Genomic DNA, 19333 nt, shown 5'->3' on the forward strand with positions numbered 1-19333 from the left:
TCCCGCTGGGCGCACCGGCGAACCGGCCGAGTATGTCCAATACGAGTCCGGCCCGCCGGCACACCCAGCGGAAACCTGGATCCGCCGATACGCGCACTGGACGTCCGGCGGGGGGCACCCGTGAAGGCCCCGCCGTTCGCCTACGTGCGCCCCGCGGAGCTCGACGACGTCCTCGCCGAGCTGTCCGCGGGCGACGCAAAGGTGCTCGCGGGCGGGCAGTCGCTGGTGCCGGTGCTGGCGATGCGGCTGGGCCGGCCCGCCACGCTCGTCGACATCAACTCCGTCGCCGAGCTGCACGGGTTCCACGCCGCAACCGGCGCGCTGCGGATCGGTGCGGCCGTGCGGCAGCGCACCGTCGAACGGGCCGCCGAGACCCGCTCCGTGCCGCTGATCGGGATGGCGATGCCCTTCGTCGGGCACCGCGAGCTGCGCAGCCGCGGCACCGTGGTCGGCAGCCTCGCGCACGCCGACCCGGCGGCCGAGCTGCCCGCGGTGGCGTCGTGCCTGGACGCGACGGTCGAGGTCGCCGGCCCCGCCGGGCGGCGCCGGGTGCCGGCGGGCGAGTTCTTCGCCGGGGCCATGACCACCGGCGCCGGGCCCGCGGACGTGGTCGTCTCCGTCGAGTTCCCGGCCGCCCGGCCCGGGGAGGGCTTCGGGTTCGCGGAGATCGCGCGGCGGCACGGCGACTTCGCCCTCGCAGGCGTCGCGACGATGGTCCGGGTCGACGAGGACGGCGCCGTCGCGCAGGCCCGGCTCACCGGGTTCGGGATCTCCGACCGCCCGGTGACCAGGGACGTCACCCACCTAGTGGGCGAGCCGGATCTCCGGGGCCCGATGGCGGAGCTGGCCGCCGAGGTCGTGGACACCGCGGGGGACGGGCACGGCTCCACCGGCTACCGCAGGCGCCTCTTCGCCGTGCTGGCCGCGCGCGAGTTGGGCCGGGCCCTGCGCGGAGCCCGTGCCCAGAGGGAGGAGGTATCGCGATGAGTGCTCCCCAACGCCGCGCCGAATCGCAGCAAGGTGGCTTTACTGCGGTTGAACCGGAGCAAAGCCACCTTGCTGCAGGACCGGTGGCCCCGCGGCCGATCAAGGTCGCTGCTTTCGAGCGCGTCGAGGTCGCTATGGCCGTCAACGGGGCCGCGGTCACCGTGCGCGTGCCACCCCGCATGCACCTCGCCGACGCGCTGCGCGAGCAGCTCGGCCTCACCGGCACGCACCTGGGCTGCGAGCACGGTGTCTGCGGCATGTGCACCGTGCTCGTCGACGGCGCGGCGGCCCGCGCGTGCCTGCTGTTCGCGGTGCAGTGCGAGGGCGCGGAGATCGTCACCGTGGAGGGGCTGGGCAGCCAGGAGGACCAGCACCCGCTGCAGCGGGCGTTCTCCGCGCACCACGGCCTGCAGTGCGGCTTCTGCACCCCCGGCATGCTCATGAGCAGCTACGACCTGCTCGCCGACGGCACCCCGGTCCCGCCCGAGGAGCTGCCGGTGGAGATGTCGGGCGTGCTGTGCCGGTGCACCGGGTACCGCGGGATCCTCGCGGCCGTCGCCGACGTCGCCGCCGAGCACCCGGACGGGCTGCCGGCCCCGCGCAACTGCCGGCCGCGCACGATCATCAGTCGCGGGACGGACCATGCCGTGGGTGAGTACGAGGCCCCCAGCACCCGTATCCCGGCACGACCGATCGAGCTGCCCACGGGTGCGCCGTCGGCCACGGTGCAGGTGCGCGCGGAGCTCGACGTGCCGGTGGAGAAGGTGTGGGAGGTGCTCGACGACTTCCACCGGCTGGCGGCCTGCCTGCCCGGCGCCGAGCTCCTCGAGGTCCTGGGCGCCGACCGCTACCGCGGCCGCGCGACGGTGGCGCTCGGCCCGGTGAAGCTGGCGTTCGACGGGATGGCGCAGGTGGTCGAGCGCGAGGGGTACCGGATGCGGGTGGCGGCGCAGGGCGCCGACACCGGCGGGAGCACCACGCAGGCCGACATCCGGCTGCGCACCGAACCGGGTCCGTCGGGCGGCACGGTCCTCGAGGCCGACGCGGCGCTGCACCTCTCGGGCCGGATCGCGCAGTTCGGCCGGGCGCTCGCGGGCGACGTGAGCAGGCGCATGTTCGAACAGTTCGCCGCGGCCGTCGAGGAGAACGCGCGCACCGGGAAGGCGCCCGCCACGCCCGCGAAGCCGCCGAGCGTGCTGGCGCTGCTCGCCGCCACCGCCGCCGCCCGCCTGCGTTCCGCGCTGCGCCGGATCCGCGGGTCGCGTTAGCTCACGCCATGGAGCTGCATCAGCTGCGCTACTTCGTCGCCGTGGCGAAGGAGGGCAGCATGACGCAGGCCGCGGCCTCGCTGTTCCTGGCCCAGCCGACGCTGTCGATCCAGATCCGCAAGCTGGAGCAGGAGATCGGCGCGAAGCTCTTCGAACGGCTCGCCCGCAGGGTCGTGCTCACGGAGGCCGGCACGGCGTTCCTCGACCACGCCGAGCGCGCGCTCGCCGAGCTGGCGCAGGGCCGCGATCGCGTGGCGGACGTCGTCGGGCTCCGCCACGGGCGGGTGGCCGTCGGCGTGCTGCCGAGCGTCGCCGCGCACCTGCTGCCCCCAGTGCTCGCCGGGTTCCGGGCCGAGCACCCCGGCGTCACGGTGCACCTGGTCGAGCACGACGTCTCGCGCGACTTCGAGCAGCTCGTGCAGGCCGGCGAGCTCGACATGGCGGTCACGCGCATGCCGGTGACGCTCGCCGGCCTCGGCGCCCGCACCCTCGTCCGCGAGCCGTTCGTCGTGCTCGTGCCGCCCGGCCATCCCCTGGCGGACCGGCGGGAGGTCGCCCTCCGCGAGCTCGCGGACGAGGAGTTCGTCAGCATGCGCAGCGGCTACGGCCTGCGGGAGCTGGCCGACCGGCTGTGCGCGGAGGCCGGGTTCGCGCCCCGCGCCGTGATCGAGACGGGGCAGCTCTCGATCGTGCACGGCATGGTGCGCAGCGGCGTGGGCGTCGCCCTGCTGCCCCGGCTCGCGGCGTCCGGCGCCGAGCACCTCGTGCGGGTGTCGGACCCGCAGGCCCACCGGGAGCTGGGCGTGGTCTGGCGGCGCACCGCGGTCGAGTCGCCCCCGGTGGCCGCGTTCCTCGACCGGCTGCTCGCCATCTGCGACCGTGCCTCGCCTCGCGACGAGGGCTTCACGCCCGCGGGATCGGGTGCGGCTGGCGGGCGGTGACGGCGATCGCCGCCCCCGCGGCGCAGAGCACGGCCGTCCACGCCACCGTGGCAGCGGTCGAGGTGTGGTCGGCGATGACGCCCGCGATCCACGGCCCCGCGGTCTGGCCGGCCGCGAAGACGGTGGTGAAGGCCGCGAGCGTTGCCGTCCAGTCGGCCGGTGGGGTGTCCCTCTTGATCAGCGTGGTGACGGCGGCGGGCACGCCGAGGAACGTCGCCCCGTAGACGATCGCCGAGGCGAGGACGACCGGCGGCGCCGGGGAGACCAGCGCGAGCGCCGATCCGCCGGCCAGGAGGGCCAGTATCGCGGCGAGTGCGGTGTTGCCGGGCCAGCGGGAGAGGGGGCGGCTCCACAGCGTGGGCACCGCGACCACAGCCGCGCCCAGCGCGGTCCAGGTCAGCGCCACCTGCACGGCCGGGGCGTCCTGCTCGGCGAGATACGCGGACAGGAACGTGATGTAGGTGATGTACCCGGCCGCGAACAGCAGGTAGGCCACGGCCGTCCGCCACAGCGGGAGCACCCGCGCCCGCCCGGTGGTGGTGGTCGGGGCGTCCCCGTCCCCACGGGCGGCGCCCCAGCTCAGCCACGCCGCGAGCCCGGCGGCGACGCCCAGCCCGACCCAGCCCGCGCGCCAGTGGGGGCCCAGCGCGGGGATGGCGGCGCCGCTGACGGCGATGCCCAGCCCACTGCCCGCGAAGTAGACGGGGATCGCGGCGGCGGTCGGGGAGCGGGCCGCGATCACCCCGCCGGTGATGAAGACGACCGCGCCGGTGACTCCGGCCGCCGTCCTGGCGATCAGCAGAACCAGGTAGTCGCCGGTGATCGCGGTGGCCGCCAGCGCCACGGCCGTGAGGACCATGCCCCAGCGGAAGGCGGCCGCGGTGCCGAGCCGGCGGACGTCGGCGGCGGTGATCAGGGCGCCGATCAGGTAACCGAGCCCGTTGGCGGTGTTCATCGCGCCGGCCTCACCGAGGCTCCAGTGCAGGTCGTCGCGCATGCCCGGCAGCAGGAGCCCGTACGCGAACCGCGCGAACCCGAGCGCCGACGCCGTGCCGAGCGCCAGCCGCAGTGCCTGGGTCACGGGTGCCGCGCCAGGAAGGCGAGGATCGTGCGCGCCAGCGCCACGCGGTGGTCCGAGAGGGCGTGGTCGGTGGGGAAGAGGTGGTGCTCGAGCCGCTCGACGGGCTCCGCCCGGAACGCCTCCACCAACGGCTCGTGGTGCACGTCGTACGGCGCGACGGTGTCCCGGCCCCCGGCGACCAGCAGGACCGGGCGGTCGGCGAGTGGTCGCGCGAGCCGGGTGAGCCCCCACGACTCCCCGGCGGCTTCCAGCTCGGCGACCAACGCCTCCCCGCTGGTGCCGCGAAGCGGGCCCAGCTCCGCGGCGTACGCCTCGACCAGGTCTGCCCTGGCGGCCGCGTCGGCGCTGCAGAGCGCGGCGACGGCACCGAAGTCGACCCCGGCCACCGAGGCGACAGTGGTGACGGACGGCTCCGCCGCCGCGGTCATCAGCGCGGCGAACCCGCCGAGGCTGTGCCCGATCAGCGTCAGGCGGCGCGGATCGAGCCGGTGCGTGCTCACGAGGTCGTGGCCGCGCACGGCGGCCACGGCCGCGGCCGAGTCCTCGAGCACGTGGCCCCACGACCACGTGCCGCCCACGCCCCACGAGCCGCGGTAGTGGAAGACGAGCGCCGCGTAACCGGCCCGGCGCAGCACCTGCGCGAGGTCGAAGTTGCGCTCGTTGCCGGGGAACCCGTGCAGGAGCACGACGACGGGATGCGGGCCGGGACCCGCGGGTACGTGCAGCACGCCCAGCAGCTCTTCGCCGCCGCTGCGAAACGTCAGCGCCGGTGTGGTGGCCGGGAGGTCCGGGTCCGGTGGGGGATCGGCGGCCAGCGGGTCCGTCATGCGGCCTCCTAGATCGAACCGATCGGTACCGCCAGGACGGTACCAGCTCATCGAACCGAGCGGTACGATGTGTGGCATGCCAGTGGCCAAGGGCTCGACGATCGACCCGGCCCGCACCCGGGTCGCCATCGTCGAGGCGGCCACCCCGCTGCTGTACGAGCGTGGGCTCGACGGCGTCGGCGTGGCCGAGCTGTGTACCCGGCTCGGCGTCTCCAAGGAGACGCTCTACCGCCACTTCGGCGCCAAGGACGGCCTGGTCCAGGCCGTGCTGGAGGCGCGGAGCGAGCGGGTGCACGGCTGGATGGCCGCGGCCGTCGCGGCGGCCGGCGACGATCCCGCCGACCAGCTCGCCGCCGTCTTCGACGCGCTCGGCCGGTGGTACCGGGAGCCGCCGTTCCGCGGCTGCGCGATGGTGAACGCCGCCGCCCAGCACCACGACGACCCGGTCCGTGCCATCACCGGCCGGCACCTCGGCCGCTACCTGGACCTCCTCACCGGCATCGCCGCCTCCGCCGGGGTCGCCGACCCGGAGGGCCTCGGCCGTCAGCTCCTGATGCTGGTCGAGGGGGCGACGGTGGTGGCCGCCCACCACGGCGTCGCCGACACCGCATCCCAGGCGCGCGAGGCCGCCCTCACCCTGCTCGCCGCCGGGAGTGAGAGGGGTGCGTGACCGACCCCCGGTCGGGCCCGTTGCCGTCCCCGGGCATACGTCTTGCTCGCATTGCCTCTCCATGATCAGCTGCGGCTGAACGCCCTCGGGTGGGCGCTGCGGCCGATCTCGGACCGATCATGACGCGTTGATCGTTGCCAGATCCCGCTCAGCGCCCTCCCGAGGACGGTCGCAAGCATGTGATCAATGGGTAGCGCTATCCGCGGCACGCGGATGCCCGCTTCGCAGGGCGTCGCTCAGCAGTCGAACACCGACCAGCAGATGTCGTTCCGCAACCGCTGGTCGTCGAGCACGAGCTCGCGGATCGCGTCCGGGAGCCGGTCGCGCTGCCACCGGCATTCGAGTCGGCCGGCGGCCTCTTCCTCGCCTTCCGGTGCGGCGGCACGCGCTGCCTTGATCGCGTAGGCGGCCGCACCGAGCTCGTGCGCGGCGACGTGCGCGACGGCCCCGGCCTGCCCGGCGGCGTATGCGGCGTGCCGCGCGGCCCCGCGCAGGTCTCGGGCCGCGCCCATCGCGTGGCCACCGGCGGCGCGAGCCCGCATCATCCCGACCTCGCCACGCACCCAGGCGCGGGCGTGCTCGATCGCCTGCCGCGGCCGTGGGTCCTCGGGCCGGGCCGCCTCGAAGAAGGGGAGGACGTGCTCCGCGCAGGATGCCGCCCACAGGGCGAGGAGGTGGTGATCCGGATCGGTGAGGGTGCCGCCGCGGCGGATCGTCACGAAGCGGGGGTCGCGGACCTTCGGCAGGATCATGGTGGGTCAGGCGTTCGGCCAGGGGCTGAAGACCTTCTCCGCCGTGACCCGCACGGTGACCCAGTCCGGGTTCGGCCCGGCGAAGCCGGGGTAGGGCCCGCCCGTGTACTTGTGCGACAGCCGGTCGATCAGCCTTCCGTCCGGGTCGTCCTCGATGGACGAGGTGCCCTGCACCTGGACGCTCTCGTAGGGGCTGGTCGGATCGAAGATCACGACGCTGGCCCGGGGGTCGCGGTACAGGTTGGCGGTCTTGCGGCGGCTCCTCGGCAGCGCGAACAGGAGCTCGTCTCCGTCGCGCATGACCCAGACCACCGTGGAGTGCGGCGCTCCGTCCGGTTCGAGCGTGGACAGAACGGCGAAGTTCTTGTCGTCGAACAGCGTGCGTACCTCGTCGGTGAGCTGCGCCATCGGGTTCTCCTTCCGGGTGCTCGGCACGCTACGTCGACCCTCCGACATTCCGAGTGGCCCTGGCTATGCCTCCCATTGCGCATCAGACGTACCTTCCAGACGGTCCGGATCGTACTGTCAGAGGAGGAGTCCGAGGAGGTGAGCCGCCGTGGCCGGCAGCCCCAGCAGGCTCGCGATCTTCCTGGCAGCCTGCGTGGTGCTGTTCCTCGCCGGCGCGGGGATCACCCGCGGCGCGCCGGAACGCGAGCCCGCGGCCGGCGCCGCACCCCGACCGGAACGGAGTCCGGCATGAGCCTCGACGGGAAGACCGTGATCGTCACCGGGGCGACCGGCGGGATCGGCGAGCGCTACGTCCACGCCTTCGCCGAGGCCGGCGCGAACGTGGTCGCCACGGACGTCCCGGCCGCGGCCGGGGCCGGCGCCGACCTCGCGGCGAAGGCGGGCGACCGCGCCGTCTTCGTGGCGGGCGACATCACCTCCGACGACGACTGGGCCGCGCTCGTGGCCCGGGCGAACGCCGAGTTCGGCGGCGTCGACGCACTCGTGAACAACGCCGCGATCTACCAGGGCCTCGGGGCCAAGCGCCCGCTCACGGAGCTCTCCGCCGACGACTGGGACACCGTGCTGCGCGTCAACGTGCGGGGAACGTGGCAGGGGATCAAGGCGGTCGTTCCGGCGATGCGCGCGGCGGGCGGTGGCCGGATCGTCAACATCTCCTCGTCGACCGCCCGGATGGGGGTGCCCGGCTTCGCCCACTACGTCGCCTCCAAGGGCGCCGTGGATGCGCTGACCCGTGCGGCGGCCCGCGAGCTCGGGCCGGACGGCATCACCGTCAACGCGGTCGCACCCGGCCTGGTCACCGACGAGGCCACCCGGTCGATGAACTCGGACGCCTACATCGCCGCCGCCGCCGGCGGCCGGGCGCTCGCCCGCGAGATGGTGCCCGATGACCTGGTCGGGGCCGTGTTGTTCCTCGCCTCCGATTCCGGGGGATTCCTGACCGGGCAGACCCTGGTCGTCGACGGTGGAGTGGTGTTCACATGATGGAACGGGTGTGGATCGTCCTGCTCATCGTCGTGGTCTACATGGTGGTGCTGGCCGGGATCAGCCTCGTCGTGCGCCGCTCGTCCCGGACGTCGGAGGGGTTCGCGAGCGGCGGCCGCGTGTTCCCGGCGATCATGATCGGGTTCCTGCTGATGTCGGAGTTCATCGGGACGTCGGCGACGCTGGGCACGGCGCAGGAGGCGTACAGCACCGGGATCTCGGCGGCCTGGAACGTGATCGCGCTGGCGATCGGGTTCGTCCTGTTCTCGCTGTTCGTGGCGAAGAAGTACAAAGCGCTCGGGGAGAACACGATCTCCGGCGCGATGGCCCGCATCTACGGCGAGGGCGTGCGCACGGCCACCTCGGTGGTGATGACCTGCGCGCTGCTGATCGTGGCCGTCGCCATCTACGCCAGCGGCGGGGCGATCCTGGCCACGCTGCTGGGCATCGACCACACCTGGGCGACGATCATCGTCGGGGTGCTCGCGTCGGTCTACGTGGTCATCGGCGGCATGCGCTCCGTCGTCTACACGAACCTGCTCCACGCGATCATGAAGCTGGCGGCGGTGGCGCTGCTGGCCGGGATCGGCCTGTCGCGCATCGGGGGCATCGACGACCTGCGGGCCGCGCTGCCCGAGGCGAGCTTCTCGGTGGACGGCGTCGGGTGGGCGCAGATCTTCGCCTGGCTGATCGCGGGGATCGGCGCGATCTTCGCCACGCAGTACGTCGTGCAGGCGGTCACCACGGTCCGGGACCCCGAGCGCGCGCAGCGGGCCGGCTTCTACGCGGCGCTGATGCTCGTGCCGTTCGGCATCCTCGCCGCCGTCGTCGGCATGGCGAGCGCGGTGCTCTACCCGGGCATCAAGTCGATCGACGCGCTGCCCGCGCTGGCCGTCGACATCGACCCGGTGCTGACCGGGCTCGTCATGTGCGGGCTCGTCGGCGCGATCCTCGGCAGCATCGCGGCGCTGATCATCGGCGCGTCGACGCTGATGCTCAAGGACTTCTACCGGCCGTACTTCAACCGGGAGGGCGACGACCGCAAGGACGTCGTCTTCCTCCGGGTGGCCACGTTCGTGGCGGGCGTCCTGCCGATCGTGCTCGCGCTCCTCGCCAAGGACGTGCTCGCGGTGACGTTCCTGGCCAAGTCGCTGCGCGCGGCGCTGGCGGTACTGATCGTCCTGATGTTCTACAAGCCCGGGTACGGCAGCAGCAAGGCCGCCTTCTGGTCCATCGTCGCCGCGCTCGTCGCGACCACGGGGTGGTTCCTCGCAGGCGACCCGTTCGGCATCGACAACGCGTACATCGCCGTCGCCACGCCGATCGTGATCATGACGGTGGCGCACCTGCTGAACCGCGGCCAGGCCCCGGCCGAACCGACCAGCACGGGGCCGACCAGTACCGAACCGACCAGCAGGGAGGCGACATGACCCCGCCCGGAGCGAGCCTCAGGGGCTGGCTCGACCACCTGCGCTCGCGCGACCGGCTCGCCGTGGCGCGGCCCGGCGCCGACCTGAGGTTCGGCGTCGCGGGCATCGCCAACCGCCTCGACGGGCGCAGCGCCACCCTGTTCCCGCGACCGGGCGGGCACCCCGTCCCGATCGTGTCCGGGCTGCTCTCGGACCGAGCCTGGATGGCCGAGGCGGTGGGTGTGCCGCAGGACCGGCTGGTCGAGCGCTACCGCGACGCGTGCCTGGAGCCGGTCCCGAGCCGGGACGTCGAGGACGCCGCCTGCCAGCAGGTGGTCCGCAAGGACGTCGACCTCACCACGATGCTGCCGATCCCCACGCACAACGAGCACGACCACGGTGCCTACATCACCGCGGGCCTGCTGATCGCGCGCCGGCCGGACACGGGCGTGCAGAACGTCTCGATCCACCGGCTGCAGGTCAGCGGGCCGGACCGGCTCGGCGCGCTGCTGCTGCCCCGGCACACGCTCGCCTTCTTCCAGGCTCAGGAGTCGGCGGGGGCGGACCTGGAGATCGCCATCGTGATCGGGGTGGACCCGCTCACGCTGATGGCCTCGCAGGCCATCGTCCCGATCGACCACGACGAGCTGGAGATCTCCGGCGCCCTGCGCGGCGAGCCGCTGCCGGTCACCCGCTGCGTCACCAACGAGGTGCGCGTGCCCGCCGACGCCGAGATCGTCCTGGAGGGACGGCTGCTCGCGAAGGTGCGCGAGCCCGAGGGCCCGTTCGGCGAGTTCCCGCAGTACTACGGGGAGCGGGCCGAGCGGCACGTCATCGAGATCGACGCGCTCACCCACCGGGAGTCGCCGATCTACCACACGATCGTCGGTGGCGGGCTGGAGCACCTGTTGCTCGGCGGGATCCCCCGGGAGGCGTCCTTCCTGGCGAGCCTGCGGCGCAGCTTCCCCTGCGTGCGCGACGTGCACCTGTCCCGCGGCGGCACCTGCCGGTACCACCTGTACGTGCAGGTGGAGCGGCCGGCGCCGGGCGAGGCGAAGAACGTCGTACTCGGCGCGCTGGGCACGCACTACGACATCAAGCACGTCACCGTCGTCGACTCGGACGTGGACGTGCACGACCCCACCGAGGTGGAGTGGGCCGTCGCCACCCGCTTCCAGGCCGACCGCGACCTCGTCGTGGTCGGCGGCGGCCAGGGCTCCAAGCTCGACCCGTCCGCGACCGAGGGCATCAGCGCCAAGATGGGCTTCGACGCCACGGTCCCGGTCGACGCGCCGCCCATGAAGTTCACGCGGATCGCGGTGCCCGGCGAACGCGACCTCGACATCGACGCGCTCACCGCGCCCGCCCCGGCCGACTGGCTGCAGGCCTGCCATGGCTGAACCCCGGCTGGTCGTGGGCATCTCCGGCGCCTCCGGGATCACCTACGGCGTGCGGCTGCTCGAGCTGTTGCGGCCCACCCCGGTGCAGACGCACCTCGTCGTCACGAAGTCGGCGCGCATGACGCTCGCCTACGAGACCGACATGTCCGTCGGCGACCTCACCGCACTCGCCGACATCACCTACTCCAACACCGACCTCGGCGCCGCGATCTCCAGTGGTTCGTTCCGGACGCTGGGGATGGTGGTGGCGCCGTGCTCGGTGAAGTCGATGTCGGAGATCGCCTCGGGCGTGACGACGAGCCTGCTCGCCCGCGCGGCCGACGTGGTGCTGAAGGAGCGGCGCAGGCTGGTGCTGATGGTCCGGGAGACCCCCCTGCACCGCAACCACCTGCGGACCATGGCGGAGCTGACCGAGCTGGGCGCGGTCATCGCCCCGCCGGTGCCCGCCTTCTACGCCCGCCCGGCGAGCCTGGAGGAGATGGTGGACCACACCGTCGGGCGCGTGCTCGACCTCTTCGACCTCGACCTCGGGGTCGTCCGCCGCTGGGGCGAGCCGGTGGCGCCGTGATCGAGCCGCGGATGGACCACCTCGTGTACGCGACACCCGACCTGGACGCGCTCGTCGCCGAGTTCACCGAGCGCACCGGGGTGGCGCCGGTGCTCGGCGGCCGGCACGTCGGCCGCGGCACCCGCAACCACCTCGTCGGCCTCGGCGGGGCGGCGTACCTGGAGCTGATCGGCCCCGACGACCCGGCCGAGACGCCGCTGCCGGACGTCTTCGGCATCGACCGGTTGACCGGTCCGCGGCTGGCTGCCTGGGTGGTCCGGCCCGCCGATCTCGAGGCGACCGTGCGGCACGCCCGTGAGCGCGGCTACGACCCGGGGGACATCGCGCCGCTCTCGCGCCGGACCCCCGACGGCCATCTCCTGGAGTGGCGGCTCACGCCCAACCGCGGCGACCGCTTCGACGGGCTCGCCCCCGCGCTCATCGACTGGCGCGACGCCCGGCACCCCACGGCGGCCGGCCTGCCGCAGCTGCGGCTCGTCTCGCTCGCCGGCCGCCACCCCGACCCGCCCGCCGTACGGGCCGCGCTCGCGGCCCTGGGCGTCACCCTCGACGTCACGGAGGGACCGGCCGCGCTGCAGGCGGTGCTCGACACCCCTCGCGGTGAGATCACGATCAGCTGACCAGGAGGAGATCCGATGACCCGGAAGATCGGGCTGACACTTCCGCAGCGAGGCACGTTCTTCGACGTGCTGAGCCTCTCCGAGCTCGTCGAGACCGGGCACTGGGCCGACGAGACCGGCCTGTTCGAGTCGCTCTGGATCGGCGACAGCCTGCTCGCCAAGCCGCGGCCGGAGTCGATCGCCCTGTTCGGCTCGCTCGCCGCGGTCACCCGCAACGTCCGGCTCGCCGTGGGCTGCATGGCGAGCTTCCCGGTGCGGGACCCGATCCTGTTCGCCGACCAGTGGGCCACGCTCGACCAGCTGTCCGCCGGACGGATGCTGCTCGCGGTCTGCACCGGGATCGTCAAGCCCAAGGACGCCTCCGCGCGGGAGGGCGCGCCCTACGGCGTCAGCGACGCCTCGCGGGCGAACCGGATGGAGGAGAACACCGACATCGTCCGGCGCCTCTGGACGGAGGAGGACGTCACCTACAACGGGCGGTACACGTCGTTCGAGAACGTGACCGTGCTGCCGAAGCCGGTGCAGTCGCCGCCGCCGATCTACATCGCGTCCAACCCGGCGCCCGAGCCGATCGCCACCCGCGCGCTGCGCCGCGTCGCGCGCATCGCCGACGGGTGGATGACCACGCGCAAGAGCCCCGAGCACCTGACGGTCAACCTCCCGGCGATCAAGGAGTTCCTGGTGGAGGAGGGGCGCGACCCGGACACCTTCCCCGTCTCGGCCTACCACAACCTCAACCTCTCGCCGGACCGCGAGGAGGCGTACGAGGAGAGCTACCGCTTCCTCGGCGAGTACTACGGCCCCGTCTTCGACCGGGAGGCGACGAGGCACTGGACCGCCACCGGCACCCCGGAACAGGCGGCCGCCGACATCGAGCGGCTCTACGCCGACGGCGCCACCGAGGTGACGCTGCGGATCACGTCGTGGGACTGGCGGCGCCAGCTCGACCTGCTCGTCAAGGAGGTCATCCCGCGGCTGCAGGGCAGCTGACCGCTTAACCTTGCCGTGCCCCCGGCCCGATCCGGGAGCCCGAGGGAGGCGACATGGCAGAGCAGCCGGCTGTTCGCAAGTTCGTGCAGTTCGAGGAGCAGGTGCACGTGGAGTCCGGGCGCCCGGTCTCCCCACCCCTGACCCGCATCGTGGTGGGTGCGGTCGCGGCGAACCCGCTGGCGGGCAGGCCCGCGTCGACGGACATCTCGCCCCTGGTCGAGCTGTCGGAGGTGCTGGGCGAGCAGCTCACCACCCGGGCGCTGGACCGGATCGGCGACGCGGCGGGGATCCGCGCCTACGGCAAGGCGGCGCTCATCGGCCTGGCCGGCGATCCGGAACACGGCGCCGCGCTGATCCACCCGAGGCTGGGCATGGCCATGCGGGCGACCCTGCGGCGGGGACGGGTGCTCATCCCCGGCAACGCGCGGATCGGGCCCGCCGGCACCTCGATCGACGTCATCTTCGGGCCGCTCGACGAGGGCTGGGACCTGGACGCGATGGACACGCTGACCGTCGCGGTCGCGGACGCCCCACGCCCGGACGAGCTGCTCCTGCTCGTCGGCTACACGACGGGTCCGCGGCCGAACGCGCGCTCGAAGGGACCCACCCAGGACGAGGTGGACGCCCTGTTGGAGTCGTTCGACTGATCGGTCAGGGCCGCCCGGTCGGCGTCGCCACGGACGCCGCGGCGTAGCTCTTGACGATCGCCTCCAGCTCGGCGGGGTCCATCACGTCGTCGAGGCGGTCGAAGCCGTCCGGGGCGCGGCGCTCGACCTCGTCGATCACCATCTCCGGCCCGCCGACCCGGTTGCGCAGCACGATCTCGCGCGTGGCCGGCAGCCGCTCGTCCTGGTAGGCGGTCAGCGCGGCCTCCGGGTCGGCGCCGGACGTCAGGTTGCGGGTGAGGGCCACGGCGTCCAGCACGGCCTGGCCCGCGCCGTTCGAGCCCATCGGGTACATCGGGTGGGCGGCGTCGCCGAGGAGTGTGACGCGGCCGTGGCTCCACCGCGGCAGCGGGTCGCGGTCGCACATCGGGTACTCGTAGAACTCCGAGGTGGCCGCGACCAGGCCCGGCAGGTCGAGGTGCGGGGTGTGGAAGCGCTCGACGTGCGGTGCGAGCTCGGCCCGGTCTCCCGGGCGGGACCAGTCCTCCCGGCGGGGTGCCGGGTCGCCGGGCTCGCCCGTGCGGATGCAGATCGCCCAGTTCGTGAGCACGGTGTCGGGTGAGCTGCCCCGGCCGATCGGGTACAGCACCAGCTTCGCCGCGTTCCCGCCGGAGACGATCATCGACTGGCCGGTCAGGAACGGCGGCCAGTCGGTGGCGCCGCGCCACATCACGACACCGTTCCAGCGCGGCGGGCCCTCGTCCGGGTAGAAGGTGGCGCGCACGGTGGAGTGGATGCCGTCGGCGCCGAGCAGCACGTCGCCCACCTGCTCACCGAGCGGGCCGCCCGCCGGGTCGGTGAACGTGGCGCGGACGCCGTCGCCGTCCTGCTCGAACCCGGCCAGCCGGTACCCGGTGTGCACGGCGTCCGGGCCGAGGCGCTCCTGGACCGCGCGCACCAGCGCGCCCTGCAGCCGGCCGCGGTGCACCGACAGCTGCGGCACGTCGAAACCTGCGTCGAGCCCGCACGCCCGGTGCATGATCACCTGCCCGAGGCGGTGGCTGTAGAACAGCTCCTTCGTGCGGACCGCCACCTCGTCCAGCTGGTCGAGCAGGCCCAGCCCGGCCAGCGGTGCGACGGCCAGCGGCAGGGCGTTGATCCCGACCCCGAGCTCGCGGATGACGGGGCTGCGCTCGTAGACCTCGGACTCGATCCCGGCATCGTGCAGGAACAGGGCGGTGGCCAGCCCGCCGATCCCGGCCCCGACGATCAGCACCTTCATGGGTGCCGAAACTAGCGACGTCCCGTTGCCTGCGGAAGCCGAAGGATGGACAACTGTCGGCCGGGCGGCTCACACACCAACTTCGGTACTCACACACGAACTGCAGTTGGTGTGCGAGCGCGCATGTTGGTGTGTGAGCTGTCGCGGTGGGGTCATCTACGGCGGGGGGCCGTCCAGGGGGCCGGGTGCGGGAGGGCCGGGGGCAGCCGGGTGGCGGCATCGCCGCGGGCCGCCGCGACCTGCGCGGCGGTGAGGAAGAGCGTGTCGCGCAGGTCGGCCCCGGCGAGGTCGGCTCCGCGCAGGTCGGCACCGAGGAGATCGGCCCCGCGCAGGTCGGCCCCGCGCAGGTCCGCGCCGACGAGCAGGGCGCCGCGGAAGCTCGCCCGGCGCAGGTCGGCTCCCCGCAGCCGGGCCCCCAGCAGCTGCGCCCCCCGGTGGTCCCGGCCCGGGCTGCCGGCCCGGGCCCGGTCGCTCACCCGTCCCAGCAGGTCGGCGACCGACCGCCGGTGGGCCTCGACGTCGAGCGCGGCGAGCTCCTCCGGCGTGCCCGCGGCGAGCCGGTCGGTCTCCGCGAGCGCCGCGTCGAGCGCCTCGGCGAGCGGTGCCGCCGCGGGAAGCGCCCGCGCCTCGGCGAGGTACCACAGCAGCTCGTGCAGCACCCGGACCACCGGGAACACCGCGAACATCGCGTCGGCGAGCTCCGGGTGGCCGTGCCAGTCCCGCCCGCCGAACGTCACCTGGACGACCTGCTGCCCGGCCCCGAAGCAGTCGTAGACCGTGCAGCCGGAGTAGCCGGCCTCGCGCAGCCCGGCGTGGATGCCGCAGCGGAAGTCGGGCTCCAGGTGCCGGCACGGCGTCCCGGCCGCCTTGTCGACGGCGAAGTCGGCCGACGCGGCGAACGGGAGGGCGACGCAGCACAGCCCGGCGCAGCGGGAGCAGTCGGCGGTGAGGCGGTCGGGGACGGACATCGCCCCCATTGTCCTACCCGTGGCCGGGGCGGCCACCGGCCCACGGGTTCAGGAAAGCCACATTCATGAACCTGCAGTACAGGAATGTGGCTTTCCTGACCTCTCGGCCGGCGGCCTCAGTGGCCGCAGGCGGGGAGCGCCGGGCCCGTCGGGCCGCCGACGCCCAGCGGGTCGGCCTCGCGCGGGTCGGGCACCGGGCTCCAACGGCCGTCGACCACGGCGTAGTCCCAGCCTGGCCCGTCGCTGACGAGCCACTCGACGGCGTCGACGAGCCGGTCCACGTCGTCGACGGTGGTGCCGAGGCCGAGGCTGGCGCGCACCGCGCAGCCGTCCGCGGTGCCGGCAAGGCGCTGCAGCAGCGGGTGGGCGCAGAACTTCCCGTCCCGCACCCCGATCCCGTGCTCCGCCGACAGGTATGCGGCCACCCGCCCCGCCGGGTGGCCGGCCACCACGAACGTGCAGACGGCGACGCGGTCGGTGCTGTCCGGCCAGATCCGCAGCGTCCGGACCCCCGGCAGCGCGTCCAGTCCGGTCTCGAGCCGGTCGAGGAGCGCCGCCTCGTGGGCCGGGTCGAGCACGCCGGGGAGCACCCGGCAGGCCTCGGCGAGCGCGGCGGCGCCGAGGACGTTCGGGGTGCCGGCCTCGTGCCGGTGCGGGGCGGGCGCCCACGACACCTCGGTGGCGCCGCCCTCGGCGGGCGCGGTGACCGCGTGCACGGCACCTCCGCCCGCCAGGTACGGCGCGGCGACGTCGAGCCAGTCGCGGCGCCCGACGAGCGCCCCGGCGCCGTACGGGGCGTAGAGCTTGTGCCCGGACAACGCGAGGTAGTCGACGCCGGTGGCCGCGATGTCGACGCTGCGGTGCGGGGCGAGCTGGGCGGCGTCGACGACCACGCGGGCGCCCGCGGCGTGGGCGAGCGCGGTGATCTCGCCGAGGGGCAGCACCTCGCCGGTGACGTTGGACGCCCCGGTGACGGCGAGCAGCGTGGGCCGGTCGGCGGGGAGGGCGTAGCGCAGGTCGGCGAGGGTCTGCTCGACGGTGCCGGCGGCCCGCAGCACCCGGCCCGGGCCCCAGGCCAGCAGGTTGGCGTGGTGCTCGACGTCCAGCCGGAGCACCGGGCCCGGCACGCACCGGGCCAGCAGGTTCAGGGCGTCCGTGGTGTTGCGGGTGAACACGACGACGTCGTCGGCGCGGGCGCCCACGAACCGCCCCACCGTCTCCCGGGCTCGTTCGAGAACAGCGGTGCAGACCTGCGAGGCGTAGCCGGCGCCGCGGTGGACGCTCGCGTAGTAGGGCAGCAGCGCGGCGACGTGGTCGGCCACCGCGGTGAGCGCGGGGGCGCTGGCGGCGAGGTCGAGGTTGGCGTAGCGCACGCCCTCGCCCGTGACGAGCGGGACGTGCAGGTCGGCGCCCGTGACGGACGCCGCCGGCGCACGGACGCCGGGGCGGGCGGACAGCACAGCGGTCATGAAGGTCCTCCGGACCCACTGGGGACCCGGACGGATGTCGGGTCCGCGCTTGCCGGCCGTGGTTGCACGGCGGCCTGGTCGTCACCCGGAGCACCCCACCGCGGAGGAGGGTTGCCGGCCAGCGAGCCGGGGCTTGACGCTGGCGCTCTTGACCTGACGAGGACGTTACGGGCGGGGGACGCGATCGGTCAAGCGGATCAGATCTTGCGGAGCACCCCGCCGTACTCGTAGATCGAGGGGTCGGAGAGGGACGCCCCGTCGTACTGCGCGATCTCCGCAGGCACGGGCGCGAGCGGTGGTTGGACGGCCACGGGGCGCCAGTCGGCGAGGTTCACCAGCCCCGGCTCGACCGGCTGCAACCCGGAGAGCAGCTCGTCGACCTCGGCCTCGGTGCGGTTGCGCCAGGGGATGCCGTACTCGTTGATCGACTTCTCGAACCGGGCCCCGCGTTCGGGGTCGTCGCAGACCACCTGGGAGAAGGCCAGGTAGCTGCCCGGAACGGCGCGGTCGATCACCCCGTGCAGGACGGCGCGGGGGTCGAACGCGTCGAGGATGTGGTGGCCGACCGAGAGGAACAGCACCGCGAGCGGCTCGTCGAGGTCGATCATGCGCAGCACGTCCGGGTGCTCGAGGATCGCCTCGTGGTCGCGCATGTCCGCGCCGATCACGACGGTCGAGTCGTCGCGGGCCAGCAACGCGCGTGCGTGGGCCAGCACGATCGGGTCGATGTCGACGTACACGACGTGCGCGTCGTCGGTGAACTGCCGGGCCACCTGGTGCACGTTGTTGTCCGTGGGCAGCCCGCAGCCCATGTCGAGGAACTGCCGGATCCCCACCTCCTCGGTGAGGTGGCGGACCGCGCGGTACAGGAATCGCCGGTTCTGGCGGGCGATGTCCAGACAGGTGGGGAAGACCTCGAGCGTGGCCTTCATGAAGGTCTCATCGATCTCGAAGTGTTCCTTGCCGCCGAGCAGCCAGCCATACGCGCGGGCAGAAGTCGGGATGTCGGTCGGAATGTCGGCGATCTCGATCCGGTCCTCTGCCACGCTTCCCCGCTCCGGTCGTCGGTGATCGATCGGGCCCACCGTATCGACCCGAGGACCGTGGTAGTAGACCGCGGTACCGGCAAGCCGGACCGGCCCGCGTTCCTCGACAGCCCGTCATCGGCAGAGCAAGAGGACGGTGCGCGCGAGAAGCCTCTCGACATGGGTCTCGACATGCGTACCGGCTCGAATCCGGATAAGGCCGCACATCCGGGTCGCGACTGCGTTTCCGGGAACCCGGGGTGTGATCCGTCAGCGGGTGAGCACGGGAATCGCGAATGAACCCCGGCCGGGTACGGCGGCGACCGGCGCGTCCGGGGCGGCGGCGAGCGGGCCGGTACCGGCGAGCACCACCCGGGCGGCCCACACGGTGGCGGATCGGGTGCGCACCAGCGCTCCGCCGTCGGCGGCGTCGATCGAGGTGACCTCGTCGCAGTGGCGCAACTGCGCGCCCCACGCCGTGGCCGCGGCCGTCAGCGCGGCCGTCGCCTGGTCGGCCCGCACCTGCCACATCCCGTGCTCGACGTGCAGCAGCTCCGCCCCGGTGGCCTTTTCGACCTCCCGCCAGAGCCGGGTCGCCTCGGCGGCGAGCCGCGCGGCCAGCCCCGCGTCGGTCCACGGCGCCGGGCCTGCCGCCCGCCAGACCTCGCCCGCGGCCCGCCGTTCCAGCAGCGCGACGCGCAGTCCGCGGCGGGCGAGGTGCCACGCGGTGGCGGCGCCCGCCGGGCCCGCGCCGACCACGGCGACGTCGACGGTGAGGGACGGGGCGTCGGTGGGTGTCGGGTCCAGCAGGCTCGGTGGACAGGGCACGGCGGCCTCCAGCTCTCCCGGTCAGCAGGTCATCACGGTAGGTGGCCGGGCCGGTGCGATGTCAACGAACGGACATTTGCCGGTCATTCTGTCCGGTCATTTCGTGATTTCCGATGGTGCTCGACACACCGCTTGAAAAACGATGCGATCGCTACGTAAGTTCGAAGCACCATCCAGAGCGGCCGAGATAC

The 19333-nt window shown here is 73.7% G+C and carries 21 protein-coding genes and 1 riboswitch; of the genes, 12 read left to right on the forward strand and 9 right to left on the reverse strand.

The window, feature by feature from the left end; translation table 11 throughout:
• The first annotated feature begins 120 nt into the window (after positions 1–120).
• From ACU436_RS17755 to ACU436_RS17765, 3 genes are all read left to right on the forward strand, one after another.
• Positions 121–987, forward strand: coding sequence for an FAD binding domain-containing protein (locus tag ACU436_RS17755; protein ID WP_459026581.1), 867 nt, complete (start codon positions 121–123; stop codon positions 985–987).
• A 134-nt stretch (positions 988–1121) separates the two neighbouring features.
• On the forward strand, positions 1122–2255 hold the full coding sequence (locus ACU436_RS17760; protein ID WP_459026583.1) for a 2Fe-2S iron-sulfur cluster-binding protein: 1134 nt from the start codon (positions 1122–1124) through the stop codon (positions 2253–2255).
• A gap of 8 nt (positions 2256–2263) precedes the next feature.
• On the forward strand, positions 2264–3196 hold the full coding sequence (locus tag ACU436_RS17765) for a LysR family transcriptional regulator (RefSeq protein WP_459026584.1): 933 nt from the start codon (positions 2264–2266) through the stop codon (positions 3194–3196).
• On the opposite strand, the gene ACU436_RS17770 is transcribed toward ACU436_RS17765, so the two are convergent.
• Together ACU436_RS17770 and ACU436_RS17775 are read right to left on the reverse strand one after the other, a co-directional pair.
• Entirely contained in the window at positions 3159–4277 is a 1119-nt protein-coding gene (locus tag ACU436_RS17770) for a YbfB/YjiJ family MFS transporter (RefSeq protein WP_459026585.1), read from the reverse strand. The two genes, ACU436_RS17765 and ACU436_RS17770, sit on opposite strands and share 38 nt — an antisense overlap.
• Positions 4274–5104, reverse strand: coding sequence for an alpha/beta hydrolase family protein (locus ACU436_RS17775; protein ID WP_459026587.1), 831 nt, complete (start codon positions 5102–5104; stop codon positions 4274–4276). The genes ACU436_RS17770 and ACU436_RS17775 overlap by 4 nt, the downstream gene beginning before the upstream one ends.
• 76 nt (positions 5105–5180) lie before the next feature.
• On the opposite strand from ACU436_RS17775, the gene ACU436_RS17780 reads away from it, so the two are divergent.
• A complete protein-coding gene (locus tag ACU436_RS17780; protein ID WP_459026589.1) occupies positions 5181–5774 on the forward strand; it encodes a TetR/AcrR family transcriptional regulator in 594 nt (197 codons plus the stop codon).
• Positions 5775–6010: 236 nt separating this feature from the next.
• Here the strand turns inward: ACU436_RS17780 and ACU436_RS17785 are convergent, their stop codons facing one another.
• Together ACU436_RS17785 and ACU436_RS17790 are read right to left on the reverse strand one after the other, a co-directional pair.
• On the reverse strand, positions 6011–6526 hold the full coding sequence (locus ACU436_RS17785) for a putative immunity protein (protein ID WP_459026591.1): 516 nt from the start codon (positions 6524–6526) through the stop codon (positions 6011–6013).
• Positions 6527–6532: 6 nt separating this feature from the next.
• Complete coding sequence (locus ACU436_RS17790; protein ID WP_459026593.1) at positions 6533–6934, reverse strand: PPOX class F420-dependent oxidoreductase; 402 nt, start codon at positions 6932–6934, stop codon at positions 6533–6535.
• Between the two features lie 148 nt (positions 6935–7082).
• Here ACU436_RS17790 and ACU436_RS17795 point away from each other — a divergent pair, with 148 nt between their 5' ends.
• Genes ACU436_RS17795 through ACU436_RS17830 form a run of 8 tightly spaced genes read left to right on the forward strand, consistent with a single transcriptional unit; the run spans position 7083 to position 13612 of the window.
• Positions 7083–7226 (forward strand): hypothetical protein, encoded by a 144-nt coding sequence (locus ACU436_RS17795; protein ID WP_459026595.1) that lies wholly within the window; start codon positions 7083–7085, stop codon positions 7224–7226.
• Positions 7223–7978 (forward strand): SDR family NAD(P)-dependent oxidoreductase, encoded by a 756-nt coding sequence (locus ACU436_RS17800; RefSeq protein ID WP_459026597.1) that lies wholly within the window; start codon positions 7223–7225, stop codon positions 7976–7978. Before ACU436_RS17795 ends, ACU436_RS17800 begins: the two co-directional genes overlap by 4 nt.
• Entirely contained in the window at positions 7975–9408 is a 1434-nt protein-coding gene (locus tag ACU436_RS17805) for a sodium:solute symporter family protein (protein WP_459026599.1), read from the forward strand. Before ACU436_RS17800 ends, ACU436_RS17805 begins: the two co-directional genes overlap by 4 nt.
• Positions 9405–10787 carry a UbiD family decarboxylase gene (locus ACU436_RS17810; protein WP_459026601.1) on the forward strand — a complete coding sequence of 461 codons (1383 nt, stop codon included), beginning with the start codon at positions 9405–9407 and terminating at the stop codon, positions 10785–10787. Before ACU436_RS17805 ends, ACU436_RS17810 begins: the two co-directional genes overlap by 4 nt.
• Positions 10780–11355, forward strand: coding sequence for a UbiX family flavin prenyltransferase (locus tag ACU436_RS17815; RefSeq protein WP_459026602.1), 576 nt, complete (start codon positions 10780–10782; stop codon positions 11353–11355). Before ACU436_RS17810 ends, ACU436_RS17815 begins: the two co-directional genes overlap by 8 nt.
• On the forward strand, positions 11352–11975 hold the full coding sequence (locus ACU436_RS17820) for a VOC family protein (protein WP_459026603.1): 624 nt from the start codon (positions 11352–11354) through the stop codon (positions 11973–11975). The genes ACU436_RS17815 and ACU436_RS17820 overlap by 4 nt, the downstream gene beginning before the upstream one ends.
• Positions 11976–11990: 15 nt before the next feature.
• A complete protein-coding gene (locus ACU436_RS17825; RefSeq protein ID WP_459026605.1) occupies positions 11991–12965 on the forward strand; it encodes an LLM class flavin-dependent oxidoreductase in 975 nt (324 codons plus the stop codon).
• 53 nt (positions 12966–13018) lie between these two features.
• Entirely contained in the window at positions 13019–13612 is a 594-nt protein-coding gene (locus tag ACU436_RS17830) for an amino acid synthesis family protein (RefSeq protein ID WP_459026606.1), read from the forward strand.
• Between the two features lie 4 nt (positions 13613–13616).
• Here ACU436_RS17830 and ACU436_RS17835 read toward each other — a convergent pair whose 3' ends face one another.
• From ACU436_RS17835 to ACU436_RS17855, 5 genes are all read right to left on the reverse strand, one after another.
• Positions 13617–14852, reverse strand: coding sequence for a flavin-dependent oxidoreductase (locus ACU436_RS17835; protein WP_459026608.1), 1236 nt, complete (start codon positions 14850–14852; stop codon positions 13617–13619).
• 152 nt (positions 14853–15004) lie between these two features.
• Entirely contained in the window at positions 15005–15829 is an 825-nt protein-coding gene (locus tag ACU436_RS17840; protein ID WP_459026610.1) for a pentapeptide repeat-containing protein, read from the reverse strand.
• 107 nt (positions 15830–15936) lie between these two features.
• Complete coding sequence (locus tag ACU436_RS17845) at positions 15937–17289, reverse strand: aminotransferase class V-fold PLP-dependent enzyme (RefSeq protein ID WP_459026612.1); 1353 nt, start codon at positions 17287–17289, stop codon at positions 15937–15939.
• A 40-nt stretch (positions 17290–17329) separates the two neighbouring features.
• Positions 17330–17443, reverse strand: a riboswitch (SAM riboswitch).
• 43 nt (positions 17444–17486) lie between these two features.
• The gene (locus ACU436_RS17850) at positions 17487–18335 is read right to left on the reverse strand and encodes an SAM-dependent methyltransferase (protein WP_459026614.1); all 849 of its coding nucleotides are present in this window, start codon (positions 18333–18335) and stop codon (positions 17487–17489) included.
• 249 nt (positions 18336–18584) lie between these two features.
• Complete coding sequence (locus tag ACU436_RS17855) at positions 18585–19142, reverse strand: FAD-dependent oxidoreductase (RefSeq protein WP_459026616.1); 558 nt, start codon at positions 19140–19142, stop codon at positions 18585–18587.
• Positions 19143–19333: the final 191 nt, after the last annotated feature.

The sequence above is a fragment of the Pseudonocardia wallangbongensis genome (assembly GCF_054486945.1).

Excerpts from the sequence above, each read along its gene's own strand:
- ACU436_RS17760 (WP_459026583.1), top strand. The coding sequence starts at position 1,122 with ATGGCCGTCAACGGGGCCGCGGTCACCGTGCGCGTGCCACCCCGCATG.
- ACU436_RS17765 (WP_459026584.1), top strand. The coding sequence starts at position 2,264 with ATGGAGCTGCATCAGCTGCGCTACTTCGTCGCCGTGGCGAAGGAGGGC.
- ACU436_RS17775 (WP_459026587.1), bottom strand. The coding sequence starts at position 5,104 with ATGACGGACCCGCTGGCCGCCGATCCCCCACCGGACCCGGACCTCCCG.
- ACU436_RS17780 (WP_459026589.1), top strand. The coding sequence starts at position 5,181 with ATGCCAGTGGCCAAGGGCTCGACGATCGACCCGGCCCGCACCCGGGTC.
- ACU436_RS17785 (WP_459026591.1), bottom strand. The coding sequence starts at position 6,526 with ATGATCCTGCCGAAGGTCCGCGACCCCCGCTTCGTGACGATCCGCCGC.
- ACU436_RS17790 (WP_459026593.1), bottom strand. The coding sequence starts at position 6,934 with ATGGCGCAGCTCACCGACGAGGTACGCACGCTGTTCGACGACAAGAAC.
- ACU436_RS17800 (WP_459026597.1), top strand. The coding sequence starts at position 7,223 with ATGAGCCTCGACGGGAAGACCGTGATCGTCACCGGGGCGACCGGCGGG.
- ACU436_RS17805 (WP_459026599.1), top strand. The coding sequence starts at position 7,975 with ATGATGGAACGGGTGTGGATCGTCCTGCTCATCGTCGTGGTCTACATG.
- ACU436_RS17810 (WP_459026601.1), top strand. The coding sequence starts at position 9,405 with ATGACCCCGCCCGGAGCGAGCCTCAGGGGCTGGCTCGACCACCTGCGC.
- ACU436_RS17815 (WP_459026602.1), top strand. The coding sequence starts at position 10,780 with ATGGCTGAACCCCGGCTGGTCGTGGGCATCTCCGGCGCCTCCGGGATC.
- ACU436_RS17825 (WP_459026605.1), top strand. The coding sequence starts at position 11,991 with ATGACCCGGAAGATCGGGCTGACACTTCCGCAGCGAGGCACGTTCTTC.
- ACU436_RS17830 (WP_459026606.1), top strand. The coding sequence starts at position 13,019 with ATGGCAGAGCAGCCGGCTGTTCGCAAGTTCGTGCAGTTCGAGGAGCAG.
- ACU436_RS17835 (WP_459026608.1), bottom strand. The coding sequence starts at position 14,852 with ATGAAGGTGCTGATCGTCGGGGCCGGGATCGGCGGGCTGGCCACCGCC.
- ACU436_RS17840 (WP_459026610.1), bottom strand. The coding sequence starts at position 15,829 with ATGGGGGCGATGTCCGTCCCCGACCGCCTCACCGCCGACTGCTCCCGC.
- ACU436_RS17845 (WP_459026612.1), bottom strand. The coding sequence starts at position 17,289 with ATGACCGCTGTGCTGTCCGCCCGCCCCGGCGTCCGTGCGCCGGCGGCG.